The 18,042-nt window shown below is 68.9% G+C and carries 14 protein-coding genes and 1 tRNA gene; 9 read left to right on the top strand and 6 right to left on the bottom strand.

Going from position 1 to position 18,042, the window contains the following annotated elements:
- The first annotated feature begins 370 nt into the window (after positions 1-370).
- The 6 genes from AC07PF_RS22190 to AC07PF_RS22165 all read left to right on the top strand — a co-directional run bounded on the left by AC07PF_RS22190 (position 371) and on the right by AC07PF_RS22165 (position 8,418).
- Positions 371-1,603 carry an HPP family protein gene (locus AC07PF_RS22190; protein ID WP_494613305.1) on the top strand — a complete coding sequence of 411 codons (1,233 nt, stop codon included), beginning with the start codon at positions 371-373 and terminating at the stop codon, positions 1,601-1,603.
- A gap of 393 nt (positions 1,604-1,996) precedes the next feature.
- Positions 1,997-2,245, top strand: coding sequence for a translation initiation factor IF-1 (gene infA, locus AC07PF_RS22185; protein ID WP_007856902.1), 249 nt, complete (start codon positions 1,997-1,999; stop codon positions 2,243-2,245).
- A gap of 247 nt (positions 2,246-2,492) precedes the next feature.
- Positions 2,493-2,569 (top strand) — tRNA-Pro (locus tag AC07PF_RS22180).
- A gap of 298 nt (positions 2,570-2,867) precedes the next feature.
- Positions 2,868-3,707 carry a translesion DNA synthesis-associated protein ImuA gene (gene imuA / locus AC07PF_RS22175; RefSeq protein ID WP_494613304.1) on the top strand — a complete coding sequence of 280 codons (840 nt, stop codon included), beginning with the start codon at positions 2,868-2,870 and terminating at the stop codon, positions 3,705-3,707.
- A complete protein-coding gene (locus tag AC07PF_RS22170) occupies positions 3,664-5,142 on the top strand; it encodes a Y-family DNA polymerase (RefSeq protein ID WP_494613303.1) in 1,479 nt (492 codons plus the stop codon). Before imuA ends, AC07PF_RS22170 begins: the two co-directional genes overlap by 44 nt.
- A gap of 12 nt (positions 5,143-5,154) precedes the next feature.
- The gene (locus tag AC07PF_RS22165) at positions 5,155-8,418 is read left to right on the top strand and encodes an error-prone DNA polymerase (protein ID WP_494613302.1); all 3,264 of its coding nucleotides are present in this window, start codon (positions 5,155-5,157) and stop codon (positions 8,416-8,418) included.
- 115 nt (positions 8,419-8,533) lie between these two features.
- On the opposite strand, the gene AC07PF_RS22160 is transcribed toward AC07PF_RS22165, so the two are convergent.
- The 3 genes from AC07PF_RS22160 to AC07PF_RS22150 all read right to left on the bottom strand — a co-directional run bounded on the left by AC07PF_RS22160 (position 8,534) and on the right by AC07PF_RS22150 (position 12,655).
- The gene (locus AC07PF_RS22160) at positions 8,534-9,049 is read right to left on the bottom strand and encodes a M23 family metallopeptidase (RefSeq protein WP_494613301.1); all 516 of its coding nucleotides are present in this window, start codon (positions 9,047-9,049) and stop codon (positions 8,534-8,536) included.
- 81 nt (positions 9,050-9,130) lie between these two features.
- On the bottom strand, positions 9,131-11,548 hold the full coding sequence (locus AC07PF_RS22155) for an AsmA family protein (RefSeq protein ID WP_494613300.1): 2,418 nt from the start codon (positions 11,546-11,548) through the stop codon (positions 9,131-9,133).
- 135 nt (positions 11,549-11,683) lie between these two features.
- Positions 11,684-12,655, bottom strand: a complete 972-nt coding sequence (locus tag AC07PF_RS22150) for a helix-turn-helix transcriptional regulator (protein ID WP_494613299.1) — start codon at positions 12,653-12,655, stop codon at positions 11,684-11,686.
- Positions 12,656-12,757: 102 nt separating this feature from the next.
- Between AC07PF_RS22150 and AC07PF_RS22145 the strand changes: the two genes are divergently transcribed.
- Together AC07PF_RS22145 and AC07PF_RS22140 are read left to right on the top strand one after the other, a co-directional pair.
- Positions 12,758-13,417 carry a LysE family translocator gene (locus AC07PF_RS22145; RefSeq protein ID WP_145697345.1) on the top strand — a complete coding sequence of 220 codons (660 nt, stop codon included), beginning with the start codon at positions 12,758-12,760 and terminating at the stop codon, positions 13,415-13,417.
- Between the two features lie 36 nt (positions 13,418-13,453).
- Positions 13,454-14,365: an RluA family pseudouridine synthase gene (locus AC07PF_RS22140; RefSeq protein WP_494613298.1), complete on the top strand. Its 912-nt coding sequence runs from the start codon at positions 13,454-13,456 to the stop codon at positions 14,363-14,365.
- Here AC07PF_RS22140 and AC07PF_RS22135 read toward each other — a convergent pair whose 3' ends face one another.
- The 3 genes from AC07PF_RS22135 to AC07PF_RS22125 are packed head-to-tail and all read right to left on the bottom strand — an operon-like array spanning position 14,366 to position 16,864.
- On the bottom strand, positions 14,366-15,046 hold the full coding sequence (locus AC07PF_RS22135) for a GntR family transcriptional regulator (protein WP_494613297.1): 681 nt from the start codon (positions 15,044-15,046) through the stop codon (positions 14,366-14,368).
- Positions 15,047-15,096: 50 nt separating this feature from the next.
- A complete protein-coding gene (locus tag AC07PF_RS22130; RefSeq protein WP_494613296.1) occupies positions 15,097-15,861 on the bottom strand; it encodes a glutathione S-transferase family protein in 765 nt (254 codons plus the stop codon).
- 19 nt (positions 15,862-15,880) lie between these two features.
- Complete coding sequence (locus tag AC07PF_RS22125) at positions 15,881-16,864, bottom strand: quinone oxidoreductase family protein (RefSeq protein WP_494613295.1); 984 nt, start codon at positions 16,862-16,864, stop codon at positions 15,881-15,883.
- Positions 16,865-16,995: 131 nt separating this feature from the next.
- Here AC07PF_RS22125 and AC07PF_RS22120 point away from each other — a divergent pair, with 131 nt between their 5' ends.
- Positions 16,996-18,039, top strand: coding sequence for an ABC transporter substrate-binding protein (locus AC07PF_RS22120; protein WP_494613294.1), 1,044 nt, complete (start codon positions 16,996-16,998; stop codon positions 18,037-18,039).
- The last annotated feature ends 3 nt before the right edge of the window (positions 18,040-18,042 follow it).

Raw genomic sequence — 18,042 nt, 5'->3', positions numbered from 1 at the left:
GCCCCGGTGGTGAAAACCTATGGCTTACCCGTACCGGTGCTGGCATGCAGGTGTTCTTCCCGTGCCGCGAGCCCCTGTTGTCAGGCCGGTGGCTGCCAATGGGTGACGTGAAGTAAACTGCATTAAACACGGTGCACATGCAGTATAGAGCATGTTTTTTGGGCCGTGGGACGCTGTTTGCCCCATGGGGCTAGGTAGTTTCGAGCACAGGCCGGGTTTCTTTTACCCACCCTGGCAGCGCCGGGTTCGCACCCGCTTGGTGCATGCGATGCCGGCACCCGGCAAAATGGCGGGCTGCATGCGGCGCGGCATGTGCTCCCACCGCTTTGCGGGGCGGGATGCCGTGCCGGTGTGTGAATGTTCCGTCCCCATGTCTGCACCGCCCCAGCCCCCTCTGCCTTCTTCTCCAGCCCCGGAGCCTGATCCTCCCCCCTTGCAAGCCTCGCGCCCCGTCGTGGCCCGTTTGCCGACGCGGGTGCGCATCGTGCGCTGGCTGCGCCATTTCTGGCCGGCCCCGCTGGGCATCGATGGTCGGGAGCGCCTGCGCTTCATCGTGGGCGCCGTGCTGGGCATCTTCCTGACAGCGGTGCTCAGCCGCTGGTGGGTGGGCGGTGGGAATGCCCACGGGCCCTGGATGCTGGGGGCGCTGGGCGCCAGCGCCGTGCTGGTGTTCGGCATGCCCTCGAGCCCGCTGGCCCAGCCCTGGCCGGTGCTGGGCGGCAGCACCCTGTCGGCAATGGTGGGGGCGGCGTGTGCTGCGCTGGTGCCCGACCCGGCCGTGGCGGGCGCGCTGGCCGTTGGCCTGGCCATCGCGCTCATGGTGCCGCTGCGCTGCCTGCACCCGCCCGGGGGGTCCATGGCGCTGTACGTGGTGCTCACGGCGAGCGACGGCCTGCACCTGGCGGCGTTTCCTGTTCTCTTCAACGTGCTGGTGCTGCTGCTGGCGGGCGTGGTCTACAACAGCCTGACCGGGCGCAGCTACCCGCATCCGCAGCAGTCGCCTGCACGCACCGCCGTGGCCAAGGGGGCCTTTGCCGCATCGGATGTGGATGCCGCGCTGGCGCACTACAACCAGGTGCTGGACGTGAGCCGCGCCGACCTCGAAGGCCTGCTGCAACTGGCGGGCCGCGCGGCCTTCCAGCGCACGCTGGGCGAGGTGCGCTGCGCCGACATCATGTCGCGGCCGGCCATGGCGGTGGAGCAGGGCGTGTCGCTCAAGGATGCGTGGACCCTGATGCGCATCGAAAAGATCAAGGCCCTGCCCGTGGTGGATGCGGGGCGGCAGGTGCTTGGCATCGTCACGGTGGCCGATTTCATGCGCCTGGCCAACCTCGACCTGCACGAGGGCCTGGGCCAGCGCCTGCGCGCCCTCGTCAAGGGCCGCAGCGGCCAGCCCGCCAGAGTGGGCGAGATCATGACGCACCCGGTGCAGGTGGCCCGGGTGGGCCAGCACGCCATGGACCTGGTGCCCCTGTTCTCGCAGGGCGGGCACCACCACATTCCCATCGTCGACGATGGCGGGCACCTGGTGGGCATCATCACCCAGACCGACCTGGTGCGCACCCTGGCGGTGGCTGTGCAGGGCCAGGATCCAGGGGCCTGACAGGCCTGCGGGCGGCTGCCTGCGGAGGTGCTGCGCCGCTGCGGCATTCTCGCCATAGGCAAGTACGGGTACATCGCGGTACAATCGACAGGCTATGCACAGCGCTCTGCCTGTCCATTGATACGGATTTGCCTTTAACCGTGTAGCGTCGTTGGTTCGCCTTGCCGTGCTACAGCACTGTCTGCGGCTCCCGCCTAGCTACACGGTCAAATGCAAATCCGTATGAAGCCGTCTCCCCGGCCCTCTGCCTGATCTGCGCCCCGGGTGCAGCGACTCCCACCGCCCGCAATGCACCGTGTGTCGAGCCCGACCACGCTGCATCGGCCGTGGTGGATGCCCCAGCGTTCAGGTGCCGATCACCAGATTTTTTGATTTTTGAAAAGACAAGAGAACATGGCCAAAGAAGAACTGATTGAAATGCAAGGCTCCGTGACCGAAGTGCTGCCCGACTCGCGCTTTCGCGTGACGCTGGACAACGGTCACCAGCTGATTGCTTACACCGGCGGCAAGATGCGCAAGCACCACATCCGCATCCTGGCGGGCGACAAGGTCTCACTGGAAATGTCGCCTTACGACCTCTCCAAGGGCCGCATCACCTTCCGCCACCTGGCCGGCCGCGGCCCAGGCCCGTCGAGCCGCTGATTGCAGGCCACCATGCGGCCGCTGATGCGCGGTCGTGTGCTGGTGCCTGTGGGCTCGCCGTAGTGTCTTCCCCGTTGGTTGTTGGTTATTGATTGAGTTTTCCCTCCCATCGCCGCAGTTTGCATCGCCCTGGATGCATGACAGCACTGCCGATGGAACCCTGGTCCGATGCAGTCGCTGCAAAAAAATCAAAAAAAGCGCGCATTTGGTCAGAACCCGAAATTTCCCGGGTTAGAATACGAGCTGTCGGAGCGTAGCGCAGCCTGGTAGCGCATCTGCTTTGGGAGCAGAGGGTCGCGAGTTCGAATCCCGCCGCTCCGACCATTATTGGCAAGGCCTGCAGAAGCAATTCTGCAGGCCTTTTGTCATTTCAGGGCCTGCACTGCGCAGGCCTTTTCTTTTGGCCCACTGCAAGCGGCGCCCCTTCCTGGCATGGCTCCAATGACCCGCGGGAATGCTCTGAAAAGCCGCCGCGGTTAGCGGAATGGGGTACGATAACTGTATGAAAATACAGTATCTCATCGCTCCCCCAGCCCTGCCGTGCAGGATGCTCCGGGGTTGGGTGCGCAAGCCGCACCTCTCTGCCTGACCCCGTGCATGTCCATCCCGGGTTGCCTCGCTCATGTCCGCCGTCCCCCTCCGTTCCGTGCCCGCTGGTGCCCCGCCCCGGCTGGCAGGCGTGTGGCTGGCCGACCAACTGGGCACATCCGCCGCAGCGCGGGTGCAGGCCACGGGGCATGCGCTGCTCGATGCGCAGCTGCCGGGTGGGGGCTGGCCCCTGGGGGCCTTGACCGAGGTGCTGCAGCCTGCAGCCGGGCTGCACGTGTGGCAACTGGTGCTGCCGGCACTGGCCCAGGCCACGGCTGAGCGGCCGGGGGCCGTGGTGCTGGTGGCGCCGCCCCATGAGCCCTTTGCCCCCGCCCTGCGCGCGGGTGGGCTGGACGCGGCGCGGCTGTGCCGCGTGCAGGCCACCTCGGCGGCGCAGGCATTGTGGGCGGCCGAGCAGGCCCTGCGCTGCCGCGATGTGCAGGCGGTGCTGGCCTGGCTGCCGCAGGCCGCGCCCGAATCGCTAAGGCGGCTGCAGCTGGCTGCCGCGCAGATGGGGCAGCTGCTGTGGGTGTTTCGCCCGGCCAAGGTGCGCCAGCAGGCATCGCCCGCGCCGCTGCGGCTGTGGGTCGAGGCCGTGGCCGCATCGGGCGGCGCCGAGCTGCAGGTGCAGGTGCTCAAGCGCCGTGGGCCCCCCATGGAGCAGCCCCTGGTGCTGCCGGCCAGCAACGCGGCGCTGGCCCGGGTGCTGGCCGCGTCGGCCACGCGCGGAGAGGGGCGGCGTGCGCCACCACAGCAGCAGCCAGCAAGGCCTGCCGTGCTGCTGCCGCTGGCGGCGTGGCTGGACCGCTTGCCCGCAGGAGGTGTGCAGCATGCACTGGATCGCATGGCCGTTGCCGCCCACCACCCCCACTGACGGCGGATCCTCCCGCCCTGGTGCTGGCGCGCCGGCCGCTGCCGGGCCGCACCCACCCTTGCCGCAGGCGCCGCACGAACACTGGTGGGCGCTGCAGTTCACGCCGCGCGTGGCGCGGGTGGAGGACGAGGCCTTGCTGCTCGAAGTGTCTGCCACGGAGCGCCTGTGGGGCGGGCGCGCAGCATTGCTCGCCCAACTGCAACGGCACAGCCCGCCCTGGTCCGGCCACCCGCCCGCAGAAGCGGGCCAGCCGCCGCCAGGGCCTGCGCAGCAGGAGTGCCCAACCCCTTTTGCCGAGGCCCCCACCTCGCTGCAGGCATTGGCCCTGTTGCGCCTGCAACTGGCAGGCCAGCCCGTGCCCCGGCACCTGCCCGATGGCCTGCCGCTGCACACGCTGACGGCGCTGCACCCGCACCTGCCCAGCCTGGCGCGCATGGGTTGCCGTACCTGGGGGGCCTTGCGTGCGCTGCCGCGCGACGGTGTGGCGCGGCGCCTGGGCGCGGCCGTGCTGCTGGCGCTGGACCGGGCCTATGGCCACATCGCCCACAACCATGCCTGGGTGGAGCTGCCCGAGCGCTTCGAGCTGACGGCCGAGCTGCCCGCGCTGGCCACCTCGGCCGACGCCTTGCTGTGGTCCGCGAGCCGGCTGCTCTCGGCCCTGCAGGCCTGGCTGCAGGCACGCCAGCAGGGCGTTCTGGCGCTGGAGCTGGCCTGGCGGCACGACCTGCGCCGGGTCGACGGCGTGCTCATCGCCCCCTGGCATGCGCTGCCCGTGCGCACGGCCCAGCCCACGCACGAGCTGGCCCACCTGCGCCGCCTGCTGGCCGAGAACCTGGCGCGCACGCCCCTGGCCGCGCCCGCCAACCAGATCACGCTGCGCGCGCTGGAGACCGCACCGCTGCCGCATGCCAGCGCCCACCTGCTGCCGCCCGATGGATCGTCGGCCACCGGTGACCAGGAGGGCGAGGCCTGGCACCAACTGGTCGAGCGCCTCTCGGCCCGCCTGGGCACGGATGCGGTGCAGTCCGTCACCCTGCTGGCAGACCACCGGCCCGAATGCATGCAGCGCTGGCGGCCCATGGCCGAAGCCGGGCCGGTGCCCTCAGCGAAGCCACCACAGGGCGACCATGCACCCGAAGCCGTGCTGTGGCCTACCTGGCTGCTGCGCACGCCGCAGCGCCTGGCCATGCAGGGCCACCGGCCGTGCTACCAGGGCCCGCTGCGCATGCTGGCCGGGCCGCACCGGTTCGACATGGCCTGGTGGGAGGAAGGCGAGAGCCAGGTCCCCGCCAGTGCCAGCGACATGGTGCAGCGCGACTATTTCGTGGCCGTGAGCCCGGGGGCAGGGCGTGTCTGGGTGTTCCGTGAACGACCGGTGCATGCGCTGCCGGCGACGTCGGCAGACCACTGGTTCCTGCAGGGCCTGTATGCATGAGCGGACCGGCACATGACCCACACCCTTCCTGACCGCAGCCCCACCGGGGTGGCCTCGCCGCCTGCCTTGCCGGACTATGCCGAACTGCACTGCATCTCCAGTTTCAGCTTCCAGCGCGGCGCCTCGCAGCCCCGGGACCTGGTGGAACGCGCGGCCGAGCTGGGCTACCGCGCGCTGGCGCTGACCGACGAGTGCTCGGTGGCCGGCGTGGTGCGGGCCCATGGACCGGCCAAGGAGCTGGGCCTGCAGTTCATCCCGGGCAGCGAGTTCGCCTACCCGGGCTTTCGGCTGGTGGCATTGCCGCGCAACGTCGAGGGCTGGGGCAACCTGTGCGAGTTCATCAGTGCGGCACGCCGTACCGCGCCCAAGGGGACCTATGAACTGGGACCTGTGTCCGATGTGGCGCGGCTGCAGGACTGCGAGCTGCTGCTCATTCCCGACCGCAGCCTGCAACATGCGATGGAGACCGATGCCTTGCTGGCTTGCGTCCGCCAGGCACAGGTGGATTTCGGTCAGCGCTTCTGGCTGGGCGTGGAACTGCTGCTCGCGCCCGATGACGACCTGTGGCTGGCCACGCTGCAGCAGGTGGGACGCCAGGCGGGCGTGTCCCTGGTGGCTGCGGGCGATGTGCACATGCACCTGCGCTCGCAAAAGCGCCTGCAGGACGTGATCACCGCCGTGCGCCAGGGCTGCACCGTGGCAGAGTGTGGCTTTGCGCTGCAGCCCAATGCCGAGCGCCACCTGCGCCAGCGCGTGCGCCTGGCCGGCATCTACCCACCCGAACTGCTTGAGGCCACGCTGGAGATTGCGGCACGCTGCACCTTCAGCCTCGACGAGATCAAGTACCAGTACCCGCTGGAGGCTGTGCCCGAGGGCATGACGCCGGCGGAGGGCCTGGCCTGGCTGACCTGGGCGGGGGCGCAAAGCCGCTATCCGCAGGGTGTGCCGGACAAGGTGGTGGCGCAGATACTGCGCGAGCTCGCACTGATCGCCGATTGCCAGTACGAGATGTACTTCCTCACCGTGCACGACATCGTGCGCTTTGCGCGTGGCGAGGGCATCCTGTGCCAGGGCCGGGGTTCGGCCGCCAACTCGGCCGTGTGCTACTGCCTGGGCATCACCGAGGTGGACCCGGAGCGCACCAAGCTGCTGTTCGAGCGCTTCATCAGCAAGGAGCGCAAGGAGCCGCCCGACATCGACGTGGACTTCGAGCACAACCGGCGCGAAGAGGTCATCCAGTACGTCTACACCAAGTACGGCCGCAACCGCGCCGCCATTGCCGCCGTGGTCACCAGCTACCGCACCCGCAGCGTGCTGCGCGATGTGGGCAAGGCGCTGGGCGTGCCTGCGCAACTGGTCGACGCCTTTGCCAAGGACCACCACTGGTTCGATGAAGCATTTGCTGCGCACCGCCTGCAAGAGATGGCACTCGCCATGGGCGAGCACCTGAGCCTGCACACAGCCGAAACGTGGTTGAAGTTGTCGGGGCAGCTCAAGGGCTTCCCGCGGCACCTGAGCCAGCATGTGGGCGGTTTTGTGCTCACGCAGGGGCTGCTCACGCGCATCGTGCCGGTGGAGAACGCGGCCATGGTCGACCGCTCCATCATCCAGTGGGACAAGGACGACCTCGACGACATGGGCCTCATGAAGGTGGATGTCCTGGCCCTGGGCATGCTCAGCGCGCTGCGCCGCTGCCTGGACCTGCGCGCTGGCCTGCGCGGCGAACGCTGGGCATTGCACCAGATACCGGCCGAAGACCCTGCCACCTACGACATGATCTGCGCCGCCGATACCGTGGGCGTGTTCCAGATCGAAAGTCGCGCCCAGATGAGCATGCTGCCGCGCCTGCGGCCGAAGGTGTTCTATGACCTGGTGGTGGAGGTTGCCATCGTGCGGCCAGGGCCTATCCAGGGCGGCATGGTGCATCCCTATCTGCAGGCGCGCGAAAAGCAGCGCAAGAAAGAACCGCTGAAGCTGGAAAAGGCAGAGCTTGGAGAAGCCCTGGAACGCACTTTGGGCATTCCGATCTTCCAGGAGCAGGTGATGCAGATTGCGATGATCGCCGCCAAGTTTTCCGCATCGGAGGCCGATGCCCTGCGCCGCTCCATGGCCGCGTGGAAGCGCACTGGCGGGGTGCACCGCTTTGAAGAGCGCCTGGTCGAGGGCATGGTGAAAAACGATTACGACCGTGGATTCGCCGAGCGTGTCTTCAAGCAGATGCTGGGCTTTGGCGAATACGGTTTCCCCGAAAGCCATGCCTTCAGCTTTGCCCTGCTGGCCTACAGCAGCAGCTGGCTCAAGTGCCATGAGCCGGCCTGCTTTCTCACGGCGCTGCTCAATTCGCTGCCCATGGGTTTCTACACCGCTTCGCAACTGGTGCAGGACGCCCGCCGCCATGGCGTGCGCGTGCTGCCCATCGACGTCACCCGCAGCGACGTGGACTGCACGCTCGAAGGCACGCCCGAGAGGCTGCGGCCCGACAAGGGTCTGCCGGCACCACTGCTGCCCCAGCCCGCGGTGCGCCTGGGCTTGCGCCTGGTCGGCAGCCTGGAGCAGGGCGCGGCCGAGCGCCTGGTGGCGGCCCGTGCGCAGGGGCCCTTTGCCAGCACCGAAGACCTGGCCCTGCGCGCGCGCCTGAACCACCAGGACATGCAGGTGCTGGCGGCGGCCGACGCGCTGGCCCGCCTTTCGGGCCACCGGCGCCAGCAGATGTGGGATGCGTCTGCCCAGCATGCCGCACCGGCCCTGCTGCGCGATGTGCCGGTGAACGAGTCCCCGCTGCAATTGCCCGAGGCGCCCGAGGGCGAGGAGATCCTGTTCGACTATGCGGCCACCGGCCTCACCTTGCGCCGCCACCCGCTGGCGCTGCTGCGCCACCGGCTCGAACGCTGGCGCCTGCTCACGGCGCTGCAGCTGCGCAACGTGCCCGATGGCCGGCTGGTGCGTGCCTGCGGCATCGTCACCGTGCGCCAGCGGCCCGGCTCGGCCAAGGGCACCATGTTCGTCACCCTGGAGGACGAGACCGGCCCCGTCAACGTCATCGTTTGGCCCGCCATGGTGGAGCAGTGGCGCGACGCCATCCTGCGCTCACGCCTGCTGGCCGTGCAAGGGGTCTGGCAGTGCAGCCGGCATGGCGAGGACGAGGAGAAGGGGGCGAAAGACTCTGCAGGGGAGTCCTTCGTGGTGCGCCACCTGGTGGCCCAGCGCTTCAAGGACCTGACGCCGCTGCTGGGCCGCATGGCCGGGGCGCTCGATGGCAGCCGGGACTTCCATTGATACGGGTGTGCCTTTGACCGTCTGGCGTCGTTGGTTCGCCTTGCCGTGCTGTAGCACTGTCTGCGGCTTCCCGCCTAGCCATACGATCCAATGCAAATCCGTATGGGCGCTGCGGCTACTGCTCTTTCAGGTACGCCCCTGGGTCGATGAAGAAGGCTTTCTTGACCCCTTGGGTCGCCCCGTCGATCTGCCATGGTGCAGGCAGTAGCCGCACGATGGAATAGTGCAGGTGCGGCGGCTTGCCCTGGGCATTGCCGCTGGCCCCCACGGTGCCGATGGCGCTGCCCGATGCCACCGGCGCCAGCGCATAGGTGGTGATGCGGTCCAGGTGGGCAAAGTAGTGGATTCGCCAGCGCGGGCCGAGCACCACCACCACCTTGCCGCCCTTGGCGATCTCGCCTGTGAAGAGCACGATGCCGTCCGTGGTGCTGAGCACCGGCGTGCCCGTCTTGCCGAAGATGTCGATGCCCTTGTGCACACCCGAGGTGCCCCAGGGTTCGAACCAGAATGACTGGGCGTTCCAGTCCTTCGGGGTGGCTCCGGCCACGGGGATCCGGATGCGCTCCGGCATGGCCAGGCCCAGGGCCAGCACCACCAGGGCGGCCAGCACCAGGTACTTGAGAATCTTCATGGAGGGAAAAGCGCTGCAGCTTGGCGCGCGCTTGGAATGGCAACGGGTGGGATTATTCCTGCAACCGTTGTCCCTGGCCCATCAGCGCGCGGTGGCCGGCTTGCTCGCGGCACGCCGTGCAGGCTCGGACGCGGTGCCTGCTGCCCCCTGGGCTCCGGGCTTTACGGGCTCCTTGGCCAGGTCCAGCAGCGGCTTGCAGTAGGTGTCGTCATCGGCGGCCGGCACCGTCACGGGCACCAGAGCCAGCGCTGCAGGCGCTGCCACGGCGGCGACCACCGCGGCGCCCGCGCGCAGTAGCAGGGGGCCAGGCTCCACACCGACGTTGGGGTTGCCGAAAGTGCCCTTCACGTACAGCGGCGTGCGCAGCGAGAAGAACTTCCACTTCAGCGACTCGGGCTTGATGCGCAGGTCCAGGGCTTCGGTGCCCAGGTCGATGGTGCCCGTGGCCTCGATCACCGCATCGTCGGTGCTCATCTTCACCACGCGCGTCTGGGCCAGGCCCTGGACCACGGTGAAGTCGGCCACTGCGCAGCGCAGGTGCACTTCCTTGTCGTCGCCGAACAGCTTGCCGACGATGATGCTGCCCACATTCAGCGCGGCCAGGTCCAGCATCTGCTTGCTCAGCGTGCCCTCGCGCACATACAGCCGCGCCTCGCCCGTGCCCTTGCCCAGCAGGCCCGCCACGCTGTTGCCCTGGCTTTGCAGCGCCACTGCGCCGTCCATGCGGCCGAAGCTCTTCTTCATCAGCTCGACCTTGGGGAACAGGGCCGAGAGCTTGAGCCCTTCGACCTTGCCGCGGATCTGTGCCTTGAGTGGCGGTGCGCGCCCGTCGATGCTCACTTCGGACTCGATCTTGCCCTCGGCCACGCCGAAGGTCAGCGGCGCCAGCCTGAGCTGTGCGTTGTCCATCACGGCGCGCATGCTCAGGTTCTCGAGCGGCAGGCTTTCGGGGCGGATGATGTTCTTGCCCTTGAACTGGATGTCCATGTCCATCGCGTTCCAGCGCTCGGCCGCGAATTTCGCGTCCGGCAACACCTTGCCCTTGTCCTTGCCATCGCCCCTGCCATCGCTCTTGCCGCGGTGGGTGTTGTCGCTTGCCGTGGTGCCCAGGGCCGGGCCCAGGTCGGCCAGGCGCAACTGGTTCGAATTCATGCTGCCCGTGAGCTTGGGCCGCGGCTTGCCCGAGGTGTACTTGAGGTTGCCGTGCAGGTCGCTCTGGCCCACCTTGCCGTGGAAATCGCTGTAGCTCCACACGGCGCGCTCGGGCTCCAGGCTGCCGGTCAGGTGCCCGCGCGTCTCGAAGGGCGGTGTGCTGGGCAGCACCAGCCCCGTCACCTCGTACAGGTCGGCCATGCTGCCGGCCTTGAGCCTCACGTCGAAGTCCATGCCCGACAGGGCCCCGGGGTTGGCCAGGGTGCCTTCTGCCGACAATACCGCGCTGCCTGCTGTGGCCTCGATCTGCAGCGGGTAGTTGACCACCCTGTCGCGCAGGCTGATCACCTGACCGGCCCGGCCGCTGCCCTGGACCTGTGCCTTGGCAATGCGGCCCTGCAGCTCGAATTGCAGGCCGTAGGGCACGGGCGTGCTGCTCGCGCTGCCCTTGTCGGCTGCCACATCGCGCGAGGCCGCAGCTTCGGCCGAGGAGGCCGCTGCTGAAGCGGGCAGGACGGATGCCTTGGCCGTCTTCGCGCTGCCTGCCCGTGCGGGATCCATCAGCTCCGTGGTGTTCACCCGCGCCTGCAGGTCCACATCCTTCATCGCATCGGCATAGGCCAGCAGCCCCTGGTTGACCACCAGCCGGTCCAGGTCGAAGGTCCAGCGGCTCTTGGGGGCGTCCTCGTCCTTGTGCTTGAAGGTCCAGTTGTTGCTGCCATCCTTGGTGCGGGCGAGCGCGATCTCCGGGTCGGTCAGGGCCACGGTGTCCACGGCCAGGTGGCGGCGCAGCAGCGGCAGCAGGCTGATGGAGGCACTCGCGCTGCCGATGCTGGCCATGGTCGCGGTGCCGGGCAGGGTGGCCGTGGTCGGCGGCGTGGATGCCGAGGCAGACCCCACCGAAGCGGCGCTGGCCGGGGCCCGGGCCGCCGTGGTGCCTTGCGCCTTGTCGCTGCCCCTGGCCTTGCCTTTCTTGGGGTCATCGCCGCTGAACGGGGGCTCGAACCCGGCAGGGTTGTCCATCACCAGGCGCTCGGCCTTCACCGTCACGCCCGGCACCCAGCGGCGCCAGCCTTCTTCCAGCGGCTGCGGCCAACGCCAGGCGGCCGACAGGTCGCCCTCGATCTCGAAGCGCCGGCCCGTGGCTTCGCTGACCTTCTCGTTGACCCAGGGCTTGTAGCGGTTCCAGTCCATCAGTGCCAGCACCACACCGACCAGGATGGCCAGGCCCACCAGCAGGCCGGCCAGTACGAGCAACCACTTCATCAGCCGGTGCAGGGGCTTGCGGGCAGGGCGGCCGGCCGCCGGTGGCGGGCTGGGCAGGTCGGTCGATGGCGTGGCGGGCATGGGGACAGGTTTTATCCAAAAGAGCGAAGATCAGTGCACATGCCGCACGGCCATGGGCCGTTGCATGCGGTTCGGGTCATGCTAGCCCGCAACCGCGCTTGCGGGGCGGGCGCGCGCCCAACTGCCGCCCTTGTCCTACAACCCCGGTGCGGGGCCGCCAGCGCCCGCCTTGCGCAGCAAGGCCTGGGCGCATGCACGCAGTGCGTCGCGCAGGGCTGGCGGGTGCAGCACTTCGAAATCGAAGGACAGGCGTGCCAGTTGCCGCGCATACCAGGCGAGGTCGTCCACCTGGCTGTGCAGCAGCACACCGCCATCGTGCGGGGCAAACAGGCCGATGGCATCGAACAGCTCTTCACGTGCCGTGGCCAGGTCGGTGTGCAGCAGCACCTGCACGCTGAACGCGCGCGGCAGCGAGGCCACGCCCAGCGCCAGGTGGCGCACGGCATCGAAATCCTCGGGCACGCCGAACGAGGCGGGCAGCGGCTGCACCCCCTGCACCCGGTCGAGCCGGAACGAGCGCAGCCCGCCGCGCAGGTGGCAGTGCCCCACGGCATACCAGCGCCCACCGCGCCAGGCCAGGCCATAGGTATCGAAGCCGCGTTCGGTCACCTCGCCCTGGGGCGTGCGGTAGGCCAGCTGCACGCGCTGGCGCGCATGGGCCGCCGCACTCAGCGTGAACAGGGCCTGGTTGTCTGCGGGCGTGTCGGGGTGCGCCAGGTCCAGCTGCACCGTGTCGCCCAGGGCGCGAATGCGGCGCCGCAGCGGCTCGGGCATCACGCGCTCGAGCTTGGCGCGCGCGCTTTCCACGGCTGGCGCGGCCTCGGCCAGGCCCAGGCGGCGTGCGGCCAGCAGGCCCACCGACAGGGCCAGGGCCTCGTCGTCCGTGAACACCATGGGCGGCAGCTTGAAGCCCGGCATCAGCCGGTAGGCGCCGTAGCGCCCGCGCTCGGCCACCACCGGAATGCCCAGGTCCTCGAGCTTGCGGATATAGCGGCGCAGGGTGCGTCCGTCCACCTCCAGCCGCTGGGCCAGCTCGGTGCCGCTCATGGCGCCGCGCGCCTGGAGCAGTTCCAGCACGCTGAGCACGCGGGTGGTGGGGGAGGCCATGGCGCCATCATGCACCCGAATCAGGGCCGATTGTGTCCTGATTCATCCCTACATTGGCTGGCAGGCGGTTCCCAACCCGGGGCCGGATGAAGGAGATGAAAGATGGACTGGGCAATCGATTCCCTGGCGCTGCAGCACACGGCGCACCTGTGGCTGTTCTTCGTGGTGCTGCTCGGTGTGGTGGCGCTGCCGGGGCTGGACATGGCTTTCGTCATGGCCAGCTCGCTGGTGGGCGGGCGTCGGGCGGGCCTGGGCGCGGTGGCGGGCATCGTCGCCGGTGGCGCCTGCCACACGGCCATGGGGGCACTGGGCGTGGGGGTGGTGCTCAAGCTGTTTCCCGCGGCCTTCAATGCGCTGCTGCTGGCGGGCGCGGCCTATGTGGCCTGGATGGGCGTGGCGCTGCTGCGCAGCCGCTCGGCCTTCGATGGGGCGGTGCACACGCGCCGGCGGCCGCTGGCCGCCACCTTCGGCAAGGCCGTGCTCACCTGCCTGATGAACCCCAAGGCCTATGTCTTCATGCTGGCCGTGTTCCCGCAGTTCCTGCGGCCCGAGCACGGCCCCATCTGGGCCCAGGCCGTGGTCATGGGGCTCATCATCGCCGCCACCCAGGCCGGGGTCTACGGCGTGGTGGCGCTGGGCGCGGCCCGGGCGCAGAGCAGCCTGCAGGGCAATCCGCAGGCCAGCGTGTGGACGGCGCGGGCCGTGGGAGGCCTGCTGTTGCTGGCGTCGGCCTGGACGGCATGGGAAGGCTGGCGGCTGTAGCGGGCGGGCGATGGTGGCCTCTTAGAATGCGCCACCATGCACAGCCCCCACCATCTTTTCACCCCGCCCATGCGCGATGGCGTGGGCCCGAGCTGCGTGGTGCTGCCCACCCTCGGGCAGGGCAGCATGCTCGACTTTCTGGCCGAGCGCCTGCCTGCTGTGGACCGCAGCGAATGGCTGGCGCGCATGCAGGCCGGCGACGTGGTCGATGAGCGCGGAGCCGTGGTGGCACCCGGGCGCCCGTTCGAAGGCGGGCTGCGCCTGTACTACTACCGGCACCTGGCCGACGAGCCCGAGATCCCGTTCACCGAAACCGTGCTCTACCAGGACGGGCACCTGCTGGTGGCCGACAAGCCGCATTTCATGCCCGTCACGCCGTCCGGCCGCTACCTGCAGCACACGCTGCTGGTGCGCCTCAAGCGCCGCCTGGGCCTGCCCGAACTGTCGCCCCTGCACCGCATCGACCGTGATACGGCCGGGCTGGTGCTGTTCTCGGTGCAGCAGCGCACGCGCGGCGCCTACCAGGCGATGTTCCGCGACCGCACCATCACCAAGCACTACGAGGCCGTGGCGCCCTGGCGCGACGACCTGGCCTTTCCGCGCGAGCATGTGAGCCGCATGGAGGAAAGCCCGCAGTTCTTTCGCATGCACGAGGTGCCGGGCGAACCCAACAGCCACACCCACATGGAGGTGCTGGAGCGGCAGGGCAACTGGGCGCTGTACCGCCTGTCGCCCATCACCGGCAAGCGCCACCAGCTGCGCGTGCACATGGCGGCACTGGGCCTGCCGCTGCGCAACGACCCGTTCTACCCGGTGGTCAATGATCCGCCAGAGGGCGATTACTCGCGCCCGCTGCAGCTGCTGGCGCGCTCGCTCGCGTTCACCGATCCGCTGACAGGCGAGGGCCGGCAATTCACCAGCCAGCTGCAGCTGAATTCTCTGGCTTGATCAGCCGCGCGGCACACTGCCGCGGGCCACGGCGTCCACGTAGACATTGCCGCCACTCGAGATGTGCCGGCACATGTGGCGGTCTGCCGCGTCCTCGTCGCCGTCGAGGATGGCCTTCATGATGTCCTGGTGCTCGGCCAGCGAGTTGCGCACGCGGATGGGCCGGTCGAACAGCGAGCGCTGCGGATGCCGCATGCGCAGGCGCATCTGGCGCAACTGGCGCGCCAGCACCTCGTTGAGGCTGCCGTCGTAGATGGTCTGGTGGAACCAGCGGTTGGCCTCTTCATACGCCACGGAGTCGTCCTTGGCGGCTGCGGTCTCGCAGGCCTGGAAGGAGGCCTGCAGGTCCCGCCGCAAGGCCGCCGGCATGCGCCGTGCCGACAGGCGCGCGGCCAGGCCTTCGAGCTCGGTGAGCATCTCCAGCATGGCCACGTATTCGGTGAGCGAGAGGGTGGCGACCACGGCGCCGTGGCGCGGCACCATCTCCACCAGGCCGGCGGTGGCCAGTTGCTGGATCGCCTCGCGCGCCGGGGTGCGCGAGACCTCGAAGCGCTCCATCAGCTCCTGCTCGTCGATGCTGCAGCCGGCATAGAGCTTGCCGGAGATGATCTCTTCCTCCAGGGCTTCGCGGATCTTGTCGCTGAGGTTGACGCGGGGCGGGGTCGTGGTTGTGGTGGCCATGTTCGTAGTGGCCGAATGATAATGCGCGGGCGCTCGCATCGCTCTCGGGCTCAGCTCGGGGTGGTGGTACCGCGTTGGCGCTCCTGCAGCACCTCGCCGAACAATTGCAGGCGCGCTGCGGCAAACGCCGGGCGCTGCTGCATGGCCTGCCACCAGCCGTGCACGCGCGGGTGCGCCGCTTCGGCCAGCGCTGCGGGCGCTATCTCCGCAATGCGCGCGACGAAGGGCGCAGCCGCAATGTCCGCCAGCGAGTAATTGGCGCCCATCAGCCACGGCGAAGAGGGTGCCAGCATCCCTTCCATCCGGTCCACCAGCAGCAGCAGCTTGCGCAAGGCCTCGGCCTTTTCCTCCTCGGTGTAGGGCTTGCGCGCAATGCGCACCCAAGCCTCGCGCCGCTCGGCCGTGGGGATGCGCGCCAGCTTGTCCTGCAGCTCCTGGTCGCTCCACTGTTGCGCGGTGGACTGCAGCATCAGGCTCCAGTTGAGGATCAGCAGGTGGGGTAGCGATTTTTCGTCGGTCCAGCGCACGAAATTGCGCATCTGCGCCAGCGCGTACGGGTCCGTGGGCCGCAGCGGGGGCTCGGGCACGGTGTCGTCCAGGTACTCGCAGATGGTCGAGCTTTCGTGCAGGAAGCGGCCGGGCGCGATCTCCAGCGCCGGCACCACGCCGTTGGGGTTCATGGCCAGGAACTCCGGTGCGTGCTGCTCCTGCCGGCTCAGGTCCACGGCCACGCTCTCGTAGGGGATGTTCTTTTCGGCAAGGCACAGGCGCACGCGGCGCGAGGCGCTGGACAGCCAGGCATGGAAGAGTCTCATGGTGGGGCAGTGGTAAAGATCAGGGGATGAGGACGGGTGCGCCGGTGGTGGCGCGGCTTTCCAGGTCGCGGTGCGCGCGCCGCACCTCGGCCAGCGGGTAGCGCTGGCCTATGCCCAGCTGCACACGGCCGTCGCGCACGGCGTCGAAGAAGGCCTGGGCCGATGCGCGCAGCTCGGCCGGGTCGGCCACGAAGCTGCGCAGGGTGGGGCGGCACACGCTGAGCGATTTCGCATGCAGGACCTGCAGGTCGAAGGCTTCCACGTCGCCCGACGCCGTGCCGTAGTTGACCGCCAGGCCGCGCGGGCGCAGGCACTGCAGCGAGGGCAGGAACACGTCCTTGCCCACGGCGTCGTACACCACGCCCACACCGACACCGCCGGTGAACTCCAGCGTGCGGGCCACGAAGTCTTCGCGGCGGTAGTCGATCACGTGGTGGCAGCCATGTGCCCGCGCCACCTCCGCCTTGGCGGCCGAACCCACGGTGCCGATCACCGTGGCGCCCAGCGCGCGCGCCCATTGCGACAGGATGAGCCCCATGCCGCCCGCGGCTGCATGCACCAGCACCGCCTCTCCGGGCTTCACCGCATACAGCCGCCGCAGCAGGTACTCGGCCGTGAGCCCGCGCAGCAGGTTCGCCCCGGCGATGTCCTGCGGTATCCAGTCCGGCAGCGCTACCACGCGGTGTGCCGGCACGTTGCGCGTGACCTGGTAGGCCCCCGGGTGCAGGTAGGCGACGGCCTGACCCGGGGTGAATTCACGGACCCCCGGACCCACCGCCTCCACCACGCCTGCCCCCTGTGCGCCCGGGGTGACGGGGAAGGGCGTGGCCGCGTGCGGCCCATGGCCGCCGCGGCGCTGGTAGATGTCCGCGAAATTGAGGCCGATGGCCGTCTGGCGCACCTGGACCTCGCCAGGTGCAGGCGCGGGAACGTCGACGTCCACGGCTTCGAGCACGTCGGCCTCGCCGTGGCGGTGGAAATGGATGGAGGGGCTTTGTGTCATGGCAGCGCCATTAGAGCTTCTGAATCGGTTGTAAAAAATACATACAAACCATTAGTGTATTTTTATAAATGTTCTGTGCATACTGAAAAGAGGCCGACACCGATCGGTCACCAACGATCAGGAGACAACCCATGTTCTTGCGCAGACGAGAGTTCGGTGTGATGGCGGCCAGCGCACTGGCCTTTCCCGCGATAGTCCGCGCCCAGGCCGCGAGCCTGGGCGCCCTGCACGATGCTGCCCGCAAGGAAGGCGAGCTCACCTGGTACACCGTGCCCCAGACCTCCGAGGTGGCCGAGAAGATGGGCCGCACCTTCACGGCCCGCTACCCGGGCATCAAGGTCAACGTGGTGCGCACCACGGCGCAAGTGGCCTACCAGCGGCTGAACCAGGACCTCAAGGCCGGCACGCCCAACTGCGACGTGTTCACCTCCACGGACCTGGCGCACTACGTGGACCTCAAGGGCCGCAACCTGCTGCTCAAGTTCCTGCCGGCCGCCGTGGCCCGCCAGGACAAGCGCGTGCAGAACATGGACCCGGACGGCTACTTCCACGCGTCGAGCTGCTTCATGATGGGCCTGATCTACAACACCCAGAAGGTGTCGGCCGCCGCGGCGCCCAAAAGCTGGAGCGACCTGCTCGACCCGAAGTGGAGCGGTGCCGGCCTGGTGGCGCACCCCGCGTACAGCGGCGCGGCCGGTGCCTGGTGCATCGAGATGCGCAAGCTCTATGGAGACGGCTTCTTCCAGAAGCTGGCCGCCAACAAGGCGCACGTCAGCCGCTCCACCATCGACGCGGTGACGGCGGTGATTTCCGGCGAGTCCTCCGTCTCCGCCGGGCCGATGAGCCTGGCCGCGCGCTCGGCATCCAAGGGCAACCCGGTGGCCACGCTGGCGCCCAAGGAGGGCCCGGTGCTGATCCTCTCGCCCACGGGCATCCTGGCCAACACGCGCCGGCCCCATGCGTCCAGGCTGTTCATGGAGTGGATGCTGGGCAGCGAGGACACCGAGCGCATCTCGGTCGAGGAGTTCAGCGTGCCGCTGCGCGCCAACGCCAAGCCTGCGCCCGGCGTGATCGGCCTGGGTGACGCCAGCCCGCTGCTGGCGCCCACGCCCCCGCAGATGGTGGCGCAGATCCCCAAGGTGATCGACGCCTGGCGGGAGGCTTTCGGTGTCTGACGC

It is taken from the genome of Acidovorax sp. GW821-FHT10A04 (assembly GCF_059415825.1).
The sequence above is the reverse complement of the archived record's forward strand: the minus strand, read 5'-3'. Positions and strand labels throughout refer to the sequence as shown.

What these genes read in the sequence shown, in the direction of transcription:
- AC07PF_RS22190 (WP_494613305.1), top strand. Translation starts at nt 371, where the DNA reads ATGTCTGCACCGCCCCAGCCCCCTCTGCCTTCTTCTCCAGCCCCGGAG.
- infA (WP_007856902.1), top strand. Translation starts at nt 1,997, where the DNA reads ATGGCCAAAGAAGAACTGATTGAAATGCAAGGCTCCGTGACCGAAGTG.
- imuA (WP_494613304.1), top strand. Translation starts at nt 2,868, where the DNA reads ATGTCCGCCGTCCCCCTCCGTTCCGTGCCCGCTGGTGCCCCGCCCCGG.
- AC07PF_RS22170 (WP_494613303.1), top strand. Translation starts at nt 3,664, where the DNA reads ATGCACTGGATCGCATGGCCGTTGCCGCCCACCACCCCCACTGACGGC.
- AC07PF_RS22165 (WP_494613302.1), top strand. Translation starts at nt 5,155, where the DNA reads ATGACCCACACCCTTCCTGACCGCAGCCCCACCGGGGTGGCCTCGCCG.
- AC07PF_RS22160 (WP_494613301.1), bottom strand. Translation starts at nt 9,049, where the DNA reads ATGAAGATTCTCAAGTACCTGGTGCTGGCCGCCCTGGTGGTGCTGGCC.
- AC07PF_RS22155 (WP_494613300.1), bottom strand. Translation starts at nt 11,548, where the DNA reads ATGCCCGCCACGCCATCGACCGACCTGCCCAGCCCGCCACCGGCGGCC.
- AC07PF_RS22150 (WP_494613299.1), bottom strand. Translation starts at nt 12,655, where the DNA reads ATGGCCTCCCCCACCACCCGCGTGCTCAGCGTGCTGGAACTGCTCCAG.
- AC07PF_RS22145 (WP_145697345.1), top strand. Translation starts at nt 12,758, where the DNA reads ATGGACTGGGCAATCGATTCCCTGGCGCTGCAGCACACGGCGCACCTG.
- AC07PF_RS22140 (WP_494613298.1), top strand. Translation starts at nt 13,454, where the DNA reads ATGCACAGCCCCCACCATCTTTTCACCCCGCCCATGCGCGATGGCGTG.
- AC07PF_RS22135 (WP_494613297.1), bottom strand. Translation starts at nt 15,046, where the DNA reads ATGGCCACCACAACCACGACCCCGCCCCGCGTCAACCTCAGCGACAAG.
- AC07PF_RS22130 (WP_494613296.1), bottom strand. Translation starts at nt 15,861, where the DNA reads ATGAGACTCTTCCATGCCTGGCTGTCCAGCGCCTCGCGCCGCGTGCGC.
- AC07PF_RS22125 (WP_494613295.1), bottom strand. Translation starts at nt 16,864, where the DNA reads ATGACACAAAGCCCCTCCATCCATTTCCACCGCCACGGCGAGGCCGAC.
- AC07PF_RS22120 (WP_494613294.1), top strand. Translation starts at nt 16,996, where the DNA reads ATGTTCTTGCGCAGACGAGAGTTCGGTGTGATGGCGGCCAGCGCACTG.